At 68.2% G+C, this 16591-nt stretch carries 12 protein-coding genes; 5 read left to right on the top strand and 7 right to left on the bottom strand.

Features of this window, described 5'->3' with window-relative positions; all coding sequences use genetic code 11:
• Positions 1-91: 91 nt before the first annotated feature.
• Positions 92-1528: a signal recognition particle protein gene (locus BWR19_01945; protein APX91802.1), complete on the bottom strand. Its 1437-nt coding sequence runs from the start codon at positions 1526-1528 to the stop codon at positions 92-94.
• 166 nt (positions 1529-1694) lie between these two features.
• Here BWR19_01945 and BWR19_01940 point away from each other — a divergent pair, with 166 nt between their 5' ends.
• Both BWR19_01940 and BWR19_01935 read left to right on the top strand, forming a co-directional pair.
• Positions 1695-2495, top strand: coding sequence for a cytochrome C biogenesis protein (locus tag BWR19_01940; protein ID APX91801.1), 801 nt, complete (start codon positions 1695-1697; stop codon positions 2493-2495).
• Positions 2496-2574: 79 nt separating this feature from the next.
• On the top strand, positions 2575-3858 hold the full coding sequence (locus BWR19_01935; protein APX91800.1) for a magnesium/cobalt efflux protein: 1284 nt from the start codon (positions 2575-2577) through the stop codon (positions 3856-3858).
• Here the strand turns inward: BWR19_01935 and BWR19_01930 are convergent.
• On the bottom strand, positions 3855-5762 hold the full coding sequence (locus BWR19_01930) for an MFS transporter (GenBank protein APX91799.1): 1908 nt from the start codon (positions 5760-5762) through the stop codon (positions 3855-3857). The genes BWR19_01935 and BWR19_01930 overlap by 4 nt on opposite strands.
• A complete protein-coding gene (locus BWR19_01925) occupies positions 5759-6373 on the bottom strand; it encodes a TetR family transcriptional regulator (GenBank protein APX91798.1) in 615 nt (204 codons plus the stop codon). The genes BWR19_01930 and BWR19_01925 overlap by 4 nt, the downstream gene beginning before the upstream one ends.
• Positions 6374-6524: 151 nt before the next feature.
• On the opposite strand from BWR19_01925, the gene BWR19_01920 reads away from it, so the two are divergent.
• Complete coding sequence (locus tag BWR19_01920; protein ID APX91797.1) at positions 6525-7214, top strand: hypothetical protein; 690 nt, start codon at positions 6525-6527, stop codon at positions 7212-7214.
• Positions 7211-10084, top strand: a complete 2874-nt coding sequence (locus tag BWR19_01915; GenBank protein ID APX91796.1) for a peptidase M16 — start codon at positions 7211-7213, stop codon at positions 10082-10084. The genes BWR19_01920 and BWR19_01915 overlap by 4 nt, the downstream gene beginning before the upstream one ends.
• 73 nt (positions 10085-10157) lie before the next feature.
• Here the strand turns inward: BWR19_01915 and BWR19_01910 are convergent, their stop codons facing one another.
• The 4 genes from BWR19_01910 to BWR19_01895 form a co-directional block, all read right to left on the bottom strand.
• Positions 10158-11618, bottom strand: coding sequence for an exodeoxyribonuclease I (locus BWR19_01910; protein APX91795.1), 1461 nt, complete (start codon positions 11616-11618; stop codon positions 10158-10160).
• Between the two features lie 82 nt (positions 11619-11700).
• Positions 11701-11952 (bottom strand): cell division topological specificity factor MinE, encoded by a 252-nt coding sequence (locus BWR19_01905; GenBank protein ID APX91794.1) that lies wholly within the window; start codon positions 11950-11952, stop codon positions 11701-11703.
• Positions 11949-12767 carry a septum site-determining protein MinD gene (locus BWR19_01900; protein ID APX91793.1) on the bottom strand — a complete coding sequence of 273 codons (819 nt, stop codon included), beginning with the start codon at positions 12765-12767 and terminating at the stop codon, positions 11949-11951. Before BWR19_01900 ends, BWR19_01905 begins: the two co-directional genes overlap by 4 nt.
• Before the next feature lie 39 nt (positions 12768-12806).
• Positions 12807-13535 carry a septum site-determining protein MinC gene (locus tag BWR19_01895; GenBank protein ID APX91792.1) on the bottom strand — a complete coding sequence of 243 codons (729 nt, stop codon included), beginning with the start codon at positions 13533-13535 and terminating at the stop codon, positions 12807-12809.
• Positions 13536-13767: 232 nt separating this feature from the next.
• On the opposite strand from BWR19_01895, the gene BWR19_01890 reads away from it, so the two are divergent.
• Complete coding sequence (locus tag BWR19_01890) at positions 13768-16539, top strand: hypothetical protein (protein APX91791.1); 2772 nt, start codon at positions 13768-13770, stop codon at positions 16537-16539.
• Positions 16540-16591 lie beyond the last annotated feature (52 nt).

Genomic DNA, 16591 nt, shown 5'->3' with positions numbered 1-16591 from the left:
CCGCGGTGGGTCACGCGGTCCTGCCACGAAGACGCAGCATTCTACGGAAAACGCCCCCGCTTGGAAACCTTTTTCCGCCTTGGCCGCACGCTCAGCGCCACGGGAAGCCGCCGGGACCGCCCATGCCCCCCGGGCCGCCCATGCCACCGCCGCCCATCGGGCCACCCGGGCCTCCCGGGCCGCCGCCGCCCATCATGCCGGACATGCCGCGCATCATCTTCTGCATGCCGCCCTTCTTGCCGGCCTTCTTCATCATCTTCTGCATCTGCTTGTGCTGCTTGAGCAGGCGGTTGAGGTCCGGCACCTGCAGGCCGGCACCGGCGGCAATGCGACGCTTGCGCGAGCCGTTGATGATCTCCGGCTTGTGGCGCTCCTTGGGCGTCATCGAGTTGATCAGCGCCTCGAGCTTGCCGAGCTCCTTCTCCGGCCCGGGCCCCTGAGCCATCTCGGCCATCTGCCCCATGCCCGGCAGCTTGCTCATCAGGCCACCCATGCCGCCCATCTTCTTTAGCTGCTGCAGCTGATCGCGGAAGTCCTCGAGATCGAAGCCGTCGCCCTTCTTGACCTTCTTGGCCAGCTTGTCGGCCTTGGCCTTGTCGACGGTGCGCTCGGCCTCCTCGATCAGCGACAGCACGTCGCCCATGCCGAGGATCCGCGATGCCACCCGGTCGGGGTGGAAGGGCTCCAGGGCATCGACCTTCTCGCCCATGCCCATGAACTTGATCGGCTTGCCGGTGACATGGCGCACCGACAGCGCCGCACCGCCACGCGCATCGCCGTCGGCCTTGGTCAGGATCACCCCGGTCAGCGGCAGCGCCTCGTGGAAGGCCTTGGCGGTGTTGGCGGCATCCTGACCGGTCATGGCATCGACCACGAACAGGGTTTCCTGGGGCGAGACGGCCTTATGCAGCGCCTGAATCTCGGCCATCATCGCTTCGTCGATGGCCAGGCGGCCGGCGGTATCGACCAACACCACGTCGTGGAACTGGATCTTGGCGTGCTTGATCGCCGCCTCGGCGATGGCCACCGGCTGCTGGTCGCTGCGCGACGGGAAGAACTCGACGCCGACCTCGCTGGCCAGGGTCTCGAGCTGGTCGATGGCCGCCGGACGATAGACGTCGGCAGAGACCACCAGCACCTTCTTCTTCTCGCGCTCCTTGAGATAGCGCGCCAGCTTGGCCACCGAGGTGGTCTTGCCCGCGCCCTGCAGGCCGGCCATCAGCACCACCGCCGGCGAGCCCTTGAGGCTGAGCCCCTCGTTGGCCTCGCCCATGACCGCCTCGAGCTCCTGCTGGACGATCTTGACGAACTGCTGGCCCGGCGACAGGCTCTTGGAGACTTCCTGGCCCACCGCGCGCTCGCGCACCCGGTCGATGAAGGCCTTGACCACCGGCAGCGCGACGTCGGCCTCGAGCAGTGCCCGACGCACTTCGCGCAGGGTGTCCTTGATATTGTCCTCGGTCAGTTTGGCGTGACCGCTGATGGACTTGAGCGTCTTGGATAGACGTTCCGACAGATTCTCGAACATGATGCCTCTCCGGCAATGTGCCTTGGCGTTGGGCGACGATTATACGCACAACCAGGGCCAGTCTCCATGGCGCCGGCTGGGCGGCGTCGAGCGGATTGGGTATAGTAGCGGCTCGGATCTCATTTCCAGCCAACTGCCGACTTCGACGGCGCATGGACAGCTACCGATGCAGGCGCTCCCTTTTGCCCTTCTTGCCATGATTCTCTACCTCGGCGCGGCCTCTTGGCAGGGCTTGACGCTGGTGCGCCGCGTGCCTTCGCGCCCGGCGCTGGTGCGCGGCGTCGGGGCGGCAGCGCTGCTCTGTCATGCGCTGGTGATCGTGGCCATGATGCGCGAGGCCGACGGCCTGTGGCTGGGACTGTCGTCCAGCGCGGCCGTGGTGAGCGCGGTGATCACCGCCGTGCTGCTCGGCGGCAGCATGGTCAAGCCGATCATCAATGTCGCCACCGCGCTGTTCCCGCTGGCCGCCGCCAGCCTGCTGCTGGCGGTGGGCCTGCCCGCACCGGCCCGCGACAGCGGCCTGACGCCGGGTATCGCGCTACACGTGATCAGCTCGGCGCTGGCCTTTGCGGTGCTGGCCATCGCGGCGGTACAGGCGGTGCTGGTGGGGCTGCAGAATCAGGCCCTGCGTCACCACCATATCCGCGGCCTGGTCCAGGCGCTGCCGCCGCTGACCACCATGGAGCGCGTCCTGTTCGAATTGATCTGGGCCGGCATGCTGCTGCTCACCCTGTCGATCGCCAGCGGCTTCGTGTTCCTCGATAACCTGTTCGCCCAGCATCTGGCACACAAGACGATCCTGTCGCTGGCCGCCTGGGTGCTGTTCGCGATCCTGCTTGCCGGTCGCCACTTCCGCGGCTGGCGCGGCCTGCGCGCGGTGCGCTGGACCCTGGGCGGCACCGCGCTGCTGCTGCTGGCCTACTTCGGCAGCAGGTTCGTGCTCGAGATCGTCTTCCAGCGCGGCTGAACCACCGCCGTGACGCCTTGACAGGCCGGCACCGAATCCCTACAAACGAGCCTGACATGCCATTGAGGACTCACCCAACTTGAGCGACGACTTCCCGCTGGGACTGCTGTTCGGCCTGCTGTTTCTACTCATCTGTCTGTCGGCGTTCTTCTCCAGTTCCGAAACCGGCATGATGTCGATCAACCGCTACCGCCTGAGCCACCAGGCCGGCAGCGGCGAGCGCGCCGCCAAGCGGGTGATGCGCCTGCTGGCCAGGCCCGACCGCCTGATCGGCGTGATCCTGATCGGCAACAACCTGGTCAACAACCTGGCCGCTGCCATCGCCACGGTGCTCGCCATTCATTTTCTCGGCGACGTGACCGGACCGGCGGTGGCCCCGCTGGTGCTGACCATCGTGATCCTGATCTTCGCCGAGGTCACGCCCAAGACCTACGCCGCGGTAAAGCCCGAACGCATCGCCTATCCCGCCTCGGTGATCCTCGAACCGCTGCTCAAGCTGCTCTACCCGCTGGTATGGCTGGTCAACGCCATCTCCAATGGCCTGCTCAAGCTGATCGGCGTCAAGAACATCGATGGCGGCGCCGACAACCTGACCCGTGACGAACTGCGCACCGTGGTCCATGAAGCCGGCACCCTGATCCCGCACCGCCACCAGGCCATGCTGCTGTCGATCCTCGACCTGGAGAACGTCACCGTCAACGACATCATGGTGCCGCGCCACGAGGTGGTGGGCATCGATCTCGAGGACGACCTGGAGAGCATCCTGGCGCAGATCCGCACCAGCCAGCACACCCGCATCCCGGTCTTCAAGGGCGACATCAACAACATCATCGGCATGCTGCACCTGCGTAACGCGGCGCGCTTCCTGTCCAAGCACGAGGTGACCAAGGCCTCGATCGTGCAGGAGGCCCGTGAGCCCTATTTCATTCCCGAATCGACCCCGCTGCACACCCAGCTGCTCAACTTCCAGCAGCAGAAGCGGCGCATCGGCATCGTGGTCGACGAGTACGGTGACGTGGAGGGCCTGGTGACCCTGGAGGACATTCTCGAGGAGATCGTCGGCGAGTTCACCACCGACGTGGCGGGGATGCATCAAGAGATCCATCTGCAGGACGACGGCAGCTACGTGATCGAGGGCACCGCCAACATTCGCGAGATCAACAAGTCGCTGGGCTGGCAACTGCCCACCGACGGCCCCAAGACCCTCAACGGCCTGATTCTCGAGCATCTCGAGTCGTTCCCCGACGGCCCCGCCTCGCTGCAGGTCGGCACCACCCGCATGGAAATCCTGCAGGTCAAGGACAAGCTGATCACCTCGGCGCGCTGCTGGCAGCATAGCCGCCGTGCGCCGCGTCGCGGCTAAGCGGTTCCGCCCTCGCTTCGCAGCGCAGGTTGCGCCCAGCGGTCGGCTTCGGCCTTGAGCTCGCGCACCCGCTCCTCAAGCACCGCGCAGCGGGCCTGCTGGGGCGACAGCGGCTCATCGAAGTAGAGCGCAACCCGCGCGCGGAAGCGGCGCGGCCACTTGGTCAGTGCGCGCCCGTCCTGATGCGATGTCCAGGATCCCCACAGGCCGGCCAGGCCGGCCGGCACCACCGGCACGGGGTCACGCGCCAGGATGATGTCCAGCCCGCGGCGAAAGGGGTGGATCTCGCCATCCGGCGTCAGCCGCCCCTCGGGGAACAGCATCACTACCTCACCGTGGCGCAGTGCGTGGCTGACCTCGTCCAGCGCGCGGCGCACGCTGCCCGGGTCGCGACGGTCGGCATCCACGGGAATCGCGCCGACGATGCGGAACCACCAGTTGAGCCACGGCGACTCGTAGATCGGCCGGTCCATCAGGAAGCGCAGCGGCCGCGGGCTGGCACCGCCGATCACCAGCGCATCCATGAAGCTGACGTGATTGCACACCACCAGCGCCGCGCCGCGCGCCGGAATATGATCGCGGCCGCGAAACTTGAGCCGATAGATCAGATGCACCAGGGCGAAGATCAGCAGCCGCAGCAGCGGGCGCGGGCCGCGCACCAGCAGTCCCAGGCCGATCAGCAGGGCGATGCCGCCGAGGCTCGCCACGAAGGTCGGCAGGCCGACACCGACCACGCCCAGCATCAGCATGCCGAACAGTGCCGCGACCAGCATCAGCAGCGCATTGAAGATATTGTTGGCGGCGATCATCCGCGCCCGCTGGCGTTCACGACTGAGCAGCTGGATCAGGGTGTAGAGCGGCACGATATATAGCCCGCCGCCGATGCCCACCAGCGCCAGCGCCGCCAGCATCCGCCAGAAGCCGGGCTGCAGCATCAGCTCACCGGCGGTCGCAGCCGTCAGCCCCAGGGGAGCCGCGCCGGCCAGCCACAGGCCTCCGACGCCCATCAGCAGCGCCCCCAGCACCACCAGCCCCACCTCGAGCCGCCCCGCCGAGAGCCGCGCGCAGAGCATCGCCCCGGCGCCCACCCCCAGGGCAAAGGCCGCCAACAGCATATTGAACGCCGAGGCCTGACCGCCAGCGACCTGGCTGGCCCAGGCCGGCAGCAGGGTCAGGTAGCAGATGCCCAGAAACCAGAAGGCACTGATGCCGAGCATCGCCGGCAGCAGTTGGCGTGAGCGCAGGCTATCGCCGAGTACCGCCCAGATGCTGGCCAGCGGATGACGCGGCACCTCTTCGCTGCTCGACGCCGGTGCCGGAGGGATCATCAGGCTGGCCGCGAGACCAGAGACGGCCACCGCCAGCAGCGCCAGCAGCGCCACCGGCCGCGCCGCGGCGGGTGGCAGCGTCGCCACCAGCCCGGCCAGCAGGGTGCCGGCGAGAATCGCCGCGAAGGTGCCGAAACCCACCCAGGCATTGCCGCGCACCAGCTCGGTAGGCGACAGGTGCTGAGGCAGGATGGCGTACTTGACCGGGCCGAACAGCGCCGACTGCACGCCCATCAGCAGCAGCAGGCCATACAGCAGCAAACGACTCTCCCACCACACCACTGCCGCGGCGAGCAGCATGATGCCGAGTTCGAACAGCTTGAGCCGCCGAATCAGGCGCTGCTTGTCGAGGCGGTCGGCCAGCACCCCGCCCCAGGCGGAGAACAGCAGGAACGGCAGGATGAAGAGCGCCGCCGCCAGATTGGTCGCCAGCCCCTGGCGTGCCGGGTCATCCGGCAGCGAGGCAAACACCAGTACCAGCAGCAGCAGGGTACGCAGCAGATTATCGTTGAGCGCCCCGAGCGCCTGAGTCCAGAACAGCGGGGCAAAGCGACGCTGGGTGATCAGGCGGCTCACGAGTCACTCGACGGCTGCCGCAGGCCGGCGAGAATCGTGGTCAGCAGCTGATCGAGCAGCTCACCGACTTCGAGCTGCTGATCCTGCCAATAGCCCAGGCGCTGATTGAGGCCCAGCTGCACCAGACCGTGGACGCTGCCCCACAGGGTGCGCGCCAGGCGCCGCGCCTCGGCTTCGTCCAGCGCCGGCTGATACTCCTTGAGCGTGGCCTCGACGCGCACGAACAGCGCTTCGATCATGTCGCTCTGGCGCTGGTCGAGCTCGCCCTCCTCGGCCAGCGGATAGTCGAACAGCAGCTGCCAGCGGTAGCGATCCTGCTGGGCAAACTGCCAGTAGGCGGTGGCCAAGCCCTTGAGGCGCGGCTCGGGGGTGGCCGCCGACAGCCCCTCAATGGCCAGCTTGAGGCGCCCCAGGGTCTCGACGTTGACGTGCTGCAAGAGGTTGCCGAAGCTGCCGTACAGCTTGAGCAGGGTGCTCGGCGCGCAGCCCACCTCGCGCGCCAGGGCGCGTAGCGACAGCGTATGCACGGGCCGCTCCTGCAGCCAGGCGTCGCATGCGGCCATGACCTGCGCATGCAGCGCCTCGGGCGCATGCTGTCTGGGACGAGCCATCGGCTTCCTCGCGAGTGAATGCACTATTCGAACAGTGTTTCCGGACAGCATATCGATACCTGAGTCAAACGCAAGCCCGGCATGATCCTGGGCGCTTTCGCGGACTGCCCGAGTTGGTTACCCTGTCGCCTCGTCACTGTCAGGAGTGCTCATGGCCGGCCGGCTCTATATTGCCCCAACGCTCGACCTCGAGGGCCTGCTGGGCGACATCGAGACGCTCGACGCGCTGCTCGCCAGCCCCAACCTGGCACCCCGCCGGCCGCTGTCGATGCTGCACCATGCCGCCGGCGGTCCGCGCCTGAGCAGCGCGTTCTGGGGGCTGACCCCGCCGTGGCTCAAGGTCCTCGACCATGCGCCGCACTGCGCCCGCGCCGAGTCGCTCGACAGCCGCGCCATGTTCCGCGAGGCCTTTGCCGCACGCCGCTGCCTGATCCCGGTCAGCGGTGTCTACGTGTGGAAGCCGCAGCCGCGCATGAAACAGCCGTTCCTGGTCACCCACCACCAGCGCCAGCCGCTGCTGCTGGCCGGCCTGTGGTGCCGCTACCACACCGCCCTGACCGAGCATCATGACTCCTGTGCCTTGATCACCGTCGCCAGCAACGCGCTGCTGGCACCGCTCAGCGAGCGCCTGCCGGCGGTGATCGCGCCGGCCCAGGCGCGCCATTGGCTCGACCCGGCCACGCCACCGGCAGAGGCCCGTCGACTATTGAGCCCGGCAGATTTGGAACTGTTGGGCGCTTTTCCTGTATCAAGACGAGTCAATGATCCTTCGCATCAGGACTGGGCCTGTGCTCACCCCACCGGCCCCATGCATCGCTGGACCACCGCACAGGAGACATGATGCGCATTACGTCCTCTTTTTCCGTCCCGGGCGTCGCCCGTGCCGATGTGCCACGCCTGGGACGTTCGCTACTCGGCGCCGCCCTGATCGCCGGGCTTACCGCCTCCCCTCTGCAGGCAGACGACGAGGGTATCGCCGAGGTCGACACCCCGCACATGAGCCCCCACGATACCCGCGACTATCGCACCCTGACCCTCGACAACGGGCTCAATGTGCTGCTGGTCAGCGACCCCGAGGCCGACAAGGCCGCCGCCTCGATGAACGTCAGCGTGGGTAGCGCCCAGGACCCCGACGACCTTGCCGGCCTGGCCCACTTCCTCGAGCACATGCTGTTCCTGGGCACCGAGCCGTTCCCCGAGGCCGACGCCTACCAGAGCTATATCTCGCGCCACGGTGGCAGCCACAACGCCTTCACCGCCCCCAGCGATACCAACTACTTCTTCGACATCGAGCCCGAGGCACTGCCCGGCGCTCTCGATCGCTTCAGCCAGTTCTTCATTTCGCCGCTGTTCAACGCCGACCAGCTGGCCAGCGAGCGCAGCATCGTGCACTCCGAATATCAGGCCAGGATCCGCGACGAAGGCCGCCGCCAGCTCGACGTGGTCAATCAGCGCCTCAACCCCGACAACCCCACCACGCGCTTCGCGGTGGGCAGCCGTGAGACCCTCGCCGACCGCCCAGAAGGCGAGCCCAGCCTGCGCGAGCGAGTGATCGAGTTCTACGAGCAGTACTACGACGCCAACGTCATGAACCTGGCGCTGGTCGGCCCGCAGTCCCTCGACGAGCTGGAGGGCCTGGTCCAGGAGCGCTTCGTCGAGATTGCCGACCGTGGCCTCGAGCCGCCGAGCATCGACGTGCCGCTGGTGCTCGACGACAGCATGCCGCAGGCGCTGGAGATCCAGAGCCTGCGCGACAGCCGCGAACTGCGCTTTCAATTCCCCATCGACGACCCCCGCGACGAGTACCGCACCAAGCCCGCCGACTACATCGCCAACCTGCTCGGCCACGAGGGCGAGGGCAGCCTGCTGGCGGTACTGCGCGAGGCCGGCCTGGCCGACGGGCTGTCCGCCGGCGTCAGCCGCGGCGATGGCAATCAGGCGCTGTTCACCGTGACTGTCAGCCTTACCCCCAGCGGCGCCGAGGCCATCGATACCATTCACGCCACCCTGTTCGACAAGGTGGCACTGATCGCCGACGAGGGCCTGGAGGAGTGGCGCTACGACGAGCAGGCCAGCCTCGCCGAGCAGGAATTCACCTTCCAGCAGCACGGCGCACCGCTGCGCAGCGCCATGCGGCTGTCGATGAACCTCGCCTACTATCCCAGCGAGGACGTGCACTATGCCGCCTACCGCATGGACGGCTTCGACGCCGAGCGTATCGCCGAATACCTCGAAGCGCTGCGCCCGGACAACCTGCTGCGCGTCTATAGCGGTCCCGACGTCGAAGGCGACCAGGTCTCACCGTGGTTCGATGCCCCCTACCGGGTCGAACAGCCGGCCGAGTGGGCCGCCGCTGAGCCGCTGTCGGGCCTGACGCTGCCAGCCCCCAACCCCTTCATCGCCGAGGACCTGACCCTGCTCGAGGCGCAGGACGAGGTGCCCTATCCATTGATCGACGGCGACAGCTTCTCGCTGTGGCATCAGGCCCACGCCGACTTCAACACCCCCAAGGTCGAGTGGCGCTTCAGCCTGCAGCACCCCCAGGCCACGCGCAGCGCCCGCGATGCGGCGCTGACCCGGCTGCTGGCCGGGTGGCTCGACGACAGCCTCAACGAGGCCTTCTACCCGGCGCGGCTCGCCGGCCAGCGCTTCGAGTCCTACGCCCACTCCCGCGGCATGACGCTCTCCTTCTCGGGGTGGCGCGACCGCCAGGCGCTGCTGATGCGCCAGGCGCTGTCGCAGCTGATCGAGGGCGAGATCAGCGACGGCGCCGTCGAGCGGGTGCGCTACCGTCTCGAGCGTGAATGGCGCAATGCGCCGCAAGCGGCGCTGCATCAGCAGGCCTATCGCACCCTCGGCGAGGCGCTGATTCGCCCCCAGTGGTCGACCCCGGTGCTGCTCGAGGCGGTCCGCGAACTCGAGGCCGACGACCTGCGCGAGTTCCGCCGCCAGTTCCTCGACGAACTGCGCCTGGAGGCCATGGTGGTCGGCAACCTGCCTGCCGAGCTCGCCGAGCGCGAGGCGCAGATGGTCGCCGATGCGCTGCGCCCGCAGCTCGGTGAAGACGATATCCCGCGCCTCGAGCCGCTGCGCGCCAGCGACCTGGCGCCACTCCACCCCGACACCGCACGCCAGGAGTCGCTGGTACTGCGCTACCTGCAGGGCGCCGACCGCAGTCTCGACAGCCAGGCCCGCCTGGCGGTGCTGGCCCAGCTCATCGATACGCCGTTCTACACCCGGCTGCGTACCGAGGAGCAGCTCGGCTACATCGTCAACGCCGGCTACTCGCCGCTGCTAGACGCACCCGGCGTGGCGCTGGTGGTGCAGTCGCCGGAGACCGACAGCGCCACCATCGGCGAGCGCATCGATGCGTTTCTCGACGACTTCGAGGCGCGCCTCGAAGACCTCGAGGACGACGACATCGCCGCCTATCGCCAGTCGGTACGCGACCGCCTGCTGACCCGCGACACTTCGCTCGGTGGCCTGACCAACCGCCAGTGGCAGGCGCTGGCCTATGGCGATACCGACTTCGACCGTCGCGAGCGCCTCGCCGCACGGGTCATGGAGGTTTCCGCCGACGAGCTGCGCGAGGTATGGCCGAGCCTGCGTCGCGATGCGGTGGTCGACGTGACCTTCGACCCCGGCGACGAGGCCAGCGACGTGGCCAGCGCCAGCGAGGGACTGGAACCGCTGCCGCTGCCCGACGACTGAGCGGCAGCCCCTGAACGCACCGCGCCCGGCCAAGTTGGCCGGGCGCGGTCGTTTGGGCTAACGACGGCTCGCGTCAGCCGAAGGCCTGGGGCGGCACGATCGCCTCGACGTGCATCACCAGCTCCTCGAGCACCTGCCGCTCGTGGTCGTCCAGCGCCACCTGATTGAGGCGTTCGATCTCGCGGGCAAAGCCGGCCAGGGTCAGGCCGCCCAGGCTGGCATCGTTCATGCGCGCCCAGCGGAACTCCTCCCAGCGCGCCTGCTCCTCGCTGGACAGGGTGTCGGGATAGCTGCGCGCGCGAAAGCGGAACAGCATCTCCTCGAGGCGCGGGTCCTGGAAGGCGAAGGCGGTCTCGCCCAGCTCCCAGGGGTCGGTGTCACGTACCCGCTGCATCTGCTGGCGGTCCGCCGGCGAAAAGAAGCCGCCGGAGTAGAGCATCAGATCGGGATCCTGAGGGCCCTCGGGGGGCGGCTCGGCAAACACCGCGGCGGCCTTGCGCGCCGCCTCGGGGTTGGCGCACAGTGCCTGCCAGTGCTGCTCACAGCGCGCCCGGTCGAGGGACAGCCGTTCAGCCACCTCGGGGGTTACCGCCTTGATCGGCAGCACCACCGGGCTCTTGTTGATATGAATCACCTTGAGCGGGATACGCGTCTCGCCCTCGGCCAGCTCGTCGGCGCCGACGAAGACCCGCGCGCGAATCTCCTCCGGCGACAGCGAGAACAGCGGCGCCGGATCGTCGCCCAGGTCGTAGACGATCACCCCGTTGGGGTTGGTGGGGTGCTCGGCCAGCGGCATCACCAGCGCGCTGCAGCCGCGGCTCGCCGGGTAGCGCCGCGACACGTGCAGCATCGGCTTGCGCGAGGGGATATCCAGCAGCCTGGCCACCTCGCGCTTGCTGCGCAGCTTCAGCAGGTAGTCGAACAGCTGCGGATTACGCGTCTTGAGCAGTCGCGCCATGGCGATGGTGGCGCGCACATCAGCCAGGGCGTCATGGGCACCGGCGTGCTCGATGCCGTTGGCCGCGGTGAGGTGCTCGAGCTTGAAGCTCGGCGCACCGTCCTCGCGCTGCGGCCACTCGATGCCCTCGGGGCGCAGGGCATGGAAGGCGCGCACGACGTCGATCAGGTCCCAGCGCGAATTGCCGTTCTGCCACTCGCGGGCGTAGGGATCGAGGAAGTTGCGATAGAACAGGTGGCGGCTGACCTCGTCATCGAAACGCAGGCTGTTGTAGCCCAGCGCGCAGGTGCCGGGCTCGCTCATCGCCGCATTGATGTGGCCGGCGAATTCCGCCTCGGGCATGCCGCGCCGGCGCGCCTGCTGGGGCGTGATACCGGTGATCAGGCAGGCCTGGGGGTGCGGCAGGTAGTCATCGGCCGGTTTGCAGTACCACATCAAAGGCTCGCCGATCTCGTTGAAGTCGGCATCGGTGCGAATGGCGGCAAACTGGGAGGGGCGATCACGCCGCGGATCGGCGCCGAAGGTCTCGTAATCGTGCCACAGGAAATTCTGTGGCGCGGCAGGGGACTGCGCCATGGGGAAAGTCGTCTCTCTTCAGCGGGCCGGAGGCCAAGCCTAGCACATCGCCGGGGCACGCTCAGCCACCCCGACGGGCCGCTCAGCTGCGCGGCAGGGTGACGTTGAGCTCGAGTACCGAGCAGTCGTCGTCGCGGTCGAGGCTGATGTTGATGGCATCCTGATCGACCTTGACGTAGCGCCGGATCACCTCGAGCAGCTCACGCTCCAGCATTGGCATGTAGTCCGGCTGGTCGCGCTGGCTGCGCTGGTGGGCAACGATGATCTGCAGACGCTCCTTGGCCACGGATGCACTCTTCTTGCGCTCGCCCCTGAGAAAATCCAGTAGTTTCATCGGCGACCTCCTCCGAATACCCGGCTCAGCAGACTCTTCTTCTGGTACTCGTGGAACCGCAGCGGGACCTCTTCGCCGAGCAGCCGCGAGACCGTATCGGTGTAGGCCTGGCCAGCATCGCTGTTGGCATCGTGGGTGACCGGAATGCCCTGGTTGGAGGCACGCAGCACCGCCTCGGACTCGGGAATCAGGCCGATCAGGTCAATCGCCAGGATCTCGCGAATGTCCTCGAGATTGAGCATGTCACCGTGATCGACCCGCGCCGGGTTGTAGCGGGTGATCAACAGGTGTTCCTTGATCGGGTCCTGATTGCGTTCGGCACGCCGGGTCTTGGACGCCAGCAGGCCGAGAATGCGGTCGGAGTCGCGCACCGAGGAGACCTCGGGATTGGTCACCACTACCGCCTCGTCGGCGAAGTACATCGCCAGCTGTGCGCCGCGCTCGATCCCCGCCGGCGAGTCGCAGAGGATATAGTCGAAGTCCTCCGACAGGCTCTCGAGCACCTTCTCCACGCCCTCGCTGGTCAGCGCATCCTTATCGCGGGTCTGGGAGGCCGGCAGAATATGCAGGTTGTCGACCCGCTTGTCGCGGATCAGCGCCTGATTGAGCCCGGCCTCGCCCTGAATCACGTTGACCAGGTCATAGACCACGCGCCGCTCGCAGCCCATGATCAGGTCGAGGTTACGCAGCCCCACGTCGAAATCGATCACAACCGTCTTGTTGCCGCGCAGCGCCAGCCCCGTGGCGATGGCTGCTGCGCTGGTAGTCTTGCCGACCCCACCCTTGCCGGAGGTCACTACGATGATCTTGGCCAAGATAAGCTTCCTGTTGCTATAGGGGTGTCGTCGTCACGCTCACGCCAGGCTGGCGATGGCCAGCTGATCGTCGCTGAGACGGACCTGCACCGCGCTGCCCAGCAGCCGCGGGTCGATGTCTTCCAGACGCTTGTAGTTGCCGGCGACAGAGAGCAGCTCGGCATGCAGCTCACGGCAGAAGATGCCGGCCTGTGCATCGCCGTGGATGCCGGCCAGGGCACGGCCGCGTAGCGCACCATAGACGTGTACGCTGCCCGCCGCCAGCACCTCGGCACCGGCATTGACCGCGCCGATCACCACCAGATCACCGTCGGGGGCGGTGACCTGCTGCCCCGAGCGCACCGTGCCACGGTGAATGCGACCCGCTCCTGCGGCAACCGGCAGAGGGTCGGCCGCCGCTTCGGGCGCCGGCGCGGCAACGCTCTCGAGATTGCGCGGCTTGATCTCCTGGGGCGGAAACCACCCCAGGCCCAGTGCCCAGGCCGACTGCTTGACCGGGTCGCTGCCGCCGCGCACTGCCACCGGCAGCAGCTTGTGGGCGCGACACACCGCGCAGATGCGCTCCAGCGCCAGGTGAGGCTCATCGAGCTTCTCGACGCTGAGCACTACCGGGGTGTGTTGAAAGAACGCCGGCGACTGGCTGAGCTTGCCCGCCAGCTGTTCACGAATGCGCTCGGGATCGGCACTGGTCAGTTCCATGACCGTCATGGGCAGCATTCCGCCCTTGAAGGTAAAGGCTGTGCTGGCCCTGTCCACGTTCAGGCTCATGGCCGGACTCCACGTCGGATGATGTCAGTAAAGCTAAGCGAGGGGCGTCGTCCCTGCAACTGATCATAAGACCAGCCGAGCCACTTGTCAGTGTCTCCAGCGGGCAACAGCGCTGCCGCTCTGGCCTTTTCCGCTGCCGCGTCACATGCTTAGATAGCAGGTTGGGCCTTCGCAGAGAACAACAAGATTGCCGCTTTTAAAAGGGATACGCGTCGTCATGCCAGGAAGCTTCATGTCAGGATGGTTTCGTCACCTGTTCGCCCCGCGCTGGCAGCACCCCGATGCCGAGCGTCGTCAGCAGGCCGCCGGTCAACTCGACCCTCAGCAGCAGCAGGAGCGGGCCGCCCTCGAGCAACTCGCCGGTGACGACGATGCCCGCGTTCGCCAGGCCGCGCTGGCCCGCTTCGAGAGCATCGACACCCTGCTGGCGCTGATCGACACCCAGCCCAGCCCCGAACTGCGCACGCGGCTCGCCGCGCTGCTGGTCGGCGCCGCCGGCAGCACACCGCTGGCCCAGCGCGTGGAGCATGTGTCGCGCCTCGCGGACCAGCAGCTGCTCCAGGAGATCGCCCTTCACGGCGACAACCAGCAACTGCGCCTGGCCGCCGTGGCTGCCCTCAGCGACGACGATGAAGACGCGCTGATCGTCCAGGCCTGCGAGAACGGGATTGCCGCCGTGCGCCACGCCGCCGCGGCGCGCGTGACCAGCGAGGCCGGCCTGCAGCAGCTCTGCCGCCGGGCGCGGCGCGACAAGCAGGTCGCCCGGCTGGCCCGCGAGCGGCTCAATGCGCTGCGCGCCGATGCCGCTCAGCAGGCTGCCACCGAAGCGGAGCGCGAGCGCATCCTCAGCGCCCTGGAGCAGCACGGCCACCACGCCTGGGAACCGCTCTACGCGGGCCGCTATCGCCACCTGCAGCGCGAGTGGGAAGCCCTCAAGGACCTGCCCAGCGCCGAGCAGGAGCGCCGCTATCAGGACGCCTGCCTGCTGTGTCGCAAGACCCTCACCGACCACGACGCCCAGCAGCACGTTCATGCGGCCCTCGACCAGCGTCGCGAAGATGCCGATCAGACCCGCGAGGGCCTGCTCGAGGCGCTGGAAGAGACCCTCGAGGGTCTGCGCCGCAGCGAGCACCTGGCGGCCCAGGACATCGACAGCCTACGCGCACAGAAGCGCCTGCTGGCGACTCGCTGGCAGGCGCTGTCGGACCAGCACGCGCCCGACGACGCCCTGCGCCAGCGCTACGACCGCGCCCTCGAGGAGTACGACCGGATCGGCCATGCCTGGGAGCGGTTTCGGGCCCGTGCCGCAGAACTCGACCAGGCCCTGACCGCCGGCGACCGTGCCGCGCTTCAGGCCCTGCTGACGGCCTGCGCCTGGCCCGACGACCTGCCCCCGACCAGCCTGCTGGCCCGCGCCGTGCGCAGCGTCGAACAGCAGCCGGCAGCCCGCAGCGCTGCCGACCCGGTCCAGTTCCAGCGCGAGCTGGATGAGCTCGGCGCGCTGCTCGAGCGCGGCGCCTTCAAGAGTGCCAGCCGCCTGCACCAGCGGCTGCGACAGCGCCTCGAGCAGTTGCCCGAGGAGCACCGCCGCCGCCATCACCCCACCCTCAAGCGGCTCGGTGCGCAGCTCGCCGAACTGCGCGACTGGCGCGGCTTCGTTGCCGGCCCCAAGCGTGACCAGCTATGCCAGGCGATTGCCGAGCTGGCCGAGGATACCCAGCTCAGCGAAAGCGCCCTCGACCGTCGCCATCGCCAACTGGTCAAGGAGTGGGCATCGCTTGGCGATGCCGCTGCCGACCGCGCACTATCGACGCACTTCCGCGCCTGCTCGGACCGTATCCATCAACGCCTGGCGCCGTGGCGCGAAGCCCTGGACGCCGAACGACAGCGTAATCTCGAGGCCCGCGAAGCGCTCTGCGAACAGCTCGAAGCGCTGCTCGACAAGCCCGATCCCGAGGCCGACCCCGATGCACTGCGCGATATCCGCGATCGCGCCCGAGAGCAGTGGCGCCGCTATTCGCCGGTGCCCCGCGACCGGGCCGAGGCCGTCGGCCGACGCTTCGGCCGCGTCCGCCACGGCCTGCAGGCGCTGATCGACCAGCGCGCCCAGTCCATCGCCGCTGCCAAGCGCGAACTGATCGACGCCGCCCAGGCACTGCTCGACGGCGACCAGCCCAGCCAACGACGTGCCGACCAAGCCAAGCGCCTGCAGCAGCGCTGGCGCGGGTTGGGCCGCGCGCCAAAGGGCGAGGAGCAGGCGCTATGGCGGGAGTTTCGCGGCATCTGCGATCGTATTTTCGCCAGCCGCGAGGCGGAGCGTAACGACCGCGCCCAGCGCGCCCAGCGTCAGCTCGATGCCATGCAGGCGCTGATCGACCGCCTCGACGGCTGGCAGCCCGCTGCCACCGCTGAGGCCAGCGTGCTGGAGAGCGCCATCAACGAGGCCGAAGCCCTCGAGCCGCTGCCCGCCGGCCGGCGCAGCGACGGCATGCGGCGGCGCTGGTCAGGCATCGTGCGCGCCCGTCGTGAACGCCTGGCGCGGCTGGCGGTCTCCGAAGAGGTCAACCGCTGGCAGGCCCTGCAGCCGCTGCTGAATGCCCACCTGGCGGCCGATGCCGCGGCGCTTGGCGGCCAGCCGCCCGATGACGTCGACAGCGATGACAGCCTCGGCGGGGATTGGCTCAGCGCCCATCGGCTGCGTAATGCCCGACGCCGCGAACCGCCAGCGCCACACGAGGTCGAGGAGTCGCTAGCGCGACTGCGGGTACACCTGGCGCTGCTGGCCGGCAGCCGCCTCGGCCAGCAGGACGAACCGCTGCGCCTGGCGATCCAGGTGGAGCGCCTCAACGAGGGGCTGGGCCGCGAGCTGAGCAAGGCCGAAGAACTCCACGAAGTGCTGCGCGAGCTGTTCGCTACCGGGCCGGTGCCAGGCGAACTGTGGCAGCGCGAGGTGCAGGAGCTGGACGCCATCTTTACCCAGCTGCTGCGCCTGCCACCGCCCTGATACGCAGAACGCGAGGCCGAAGCCTCGCGTTCCCAAGCGGCACCAACGATCA

Origin of the sequence: Halomonas sp. 1513, from assembly GCA_001971685.1 — a bacterium.
Lineage (GTDB): Bacteria > Pseudomonadota > Gammaproteobacteria > Pseudomonadales > Halomonadaceae > Franzmannia.
The sequence above is the reverse complement of the archived record's forward strand: the minus strand, read 5'-3'. Positions and strand labels throughout refer to the sequence as shown.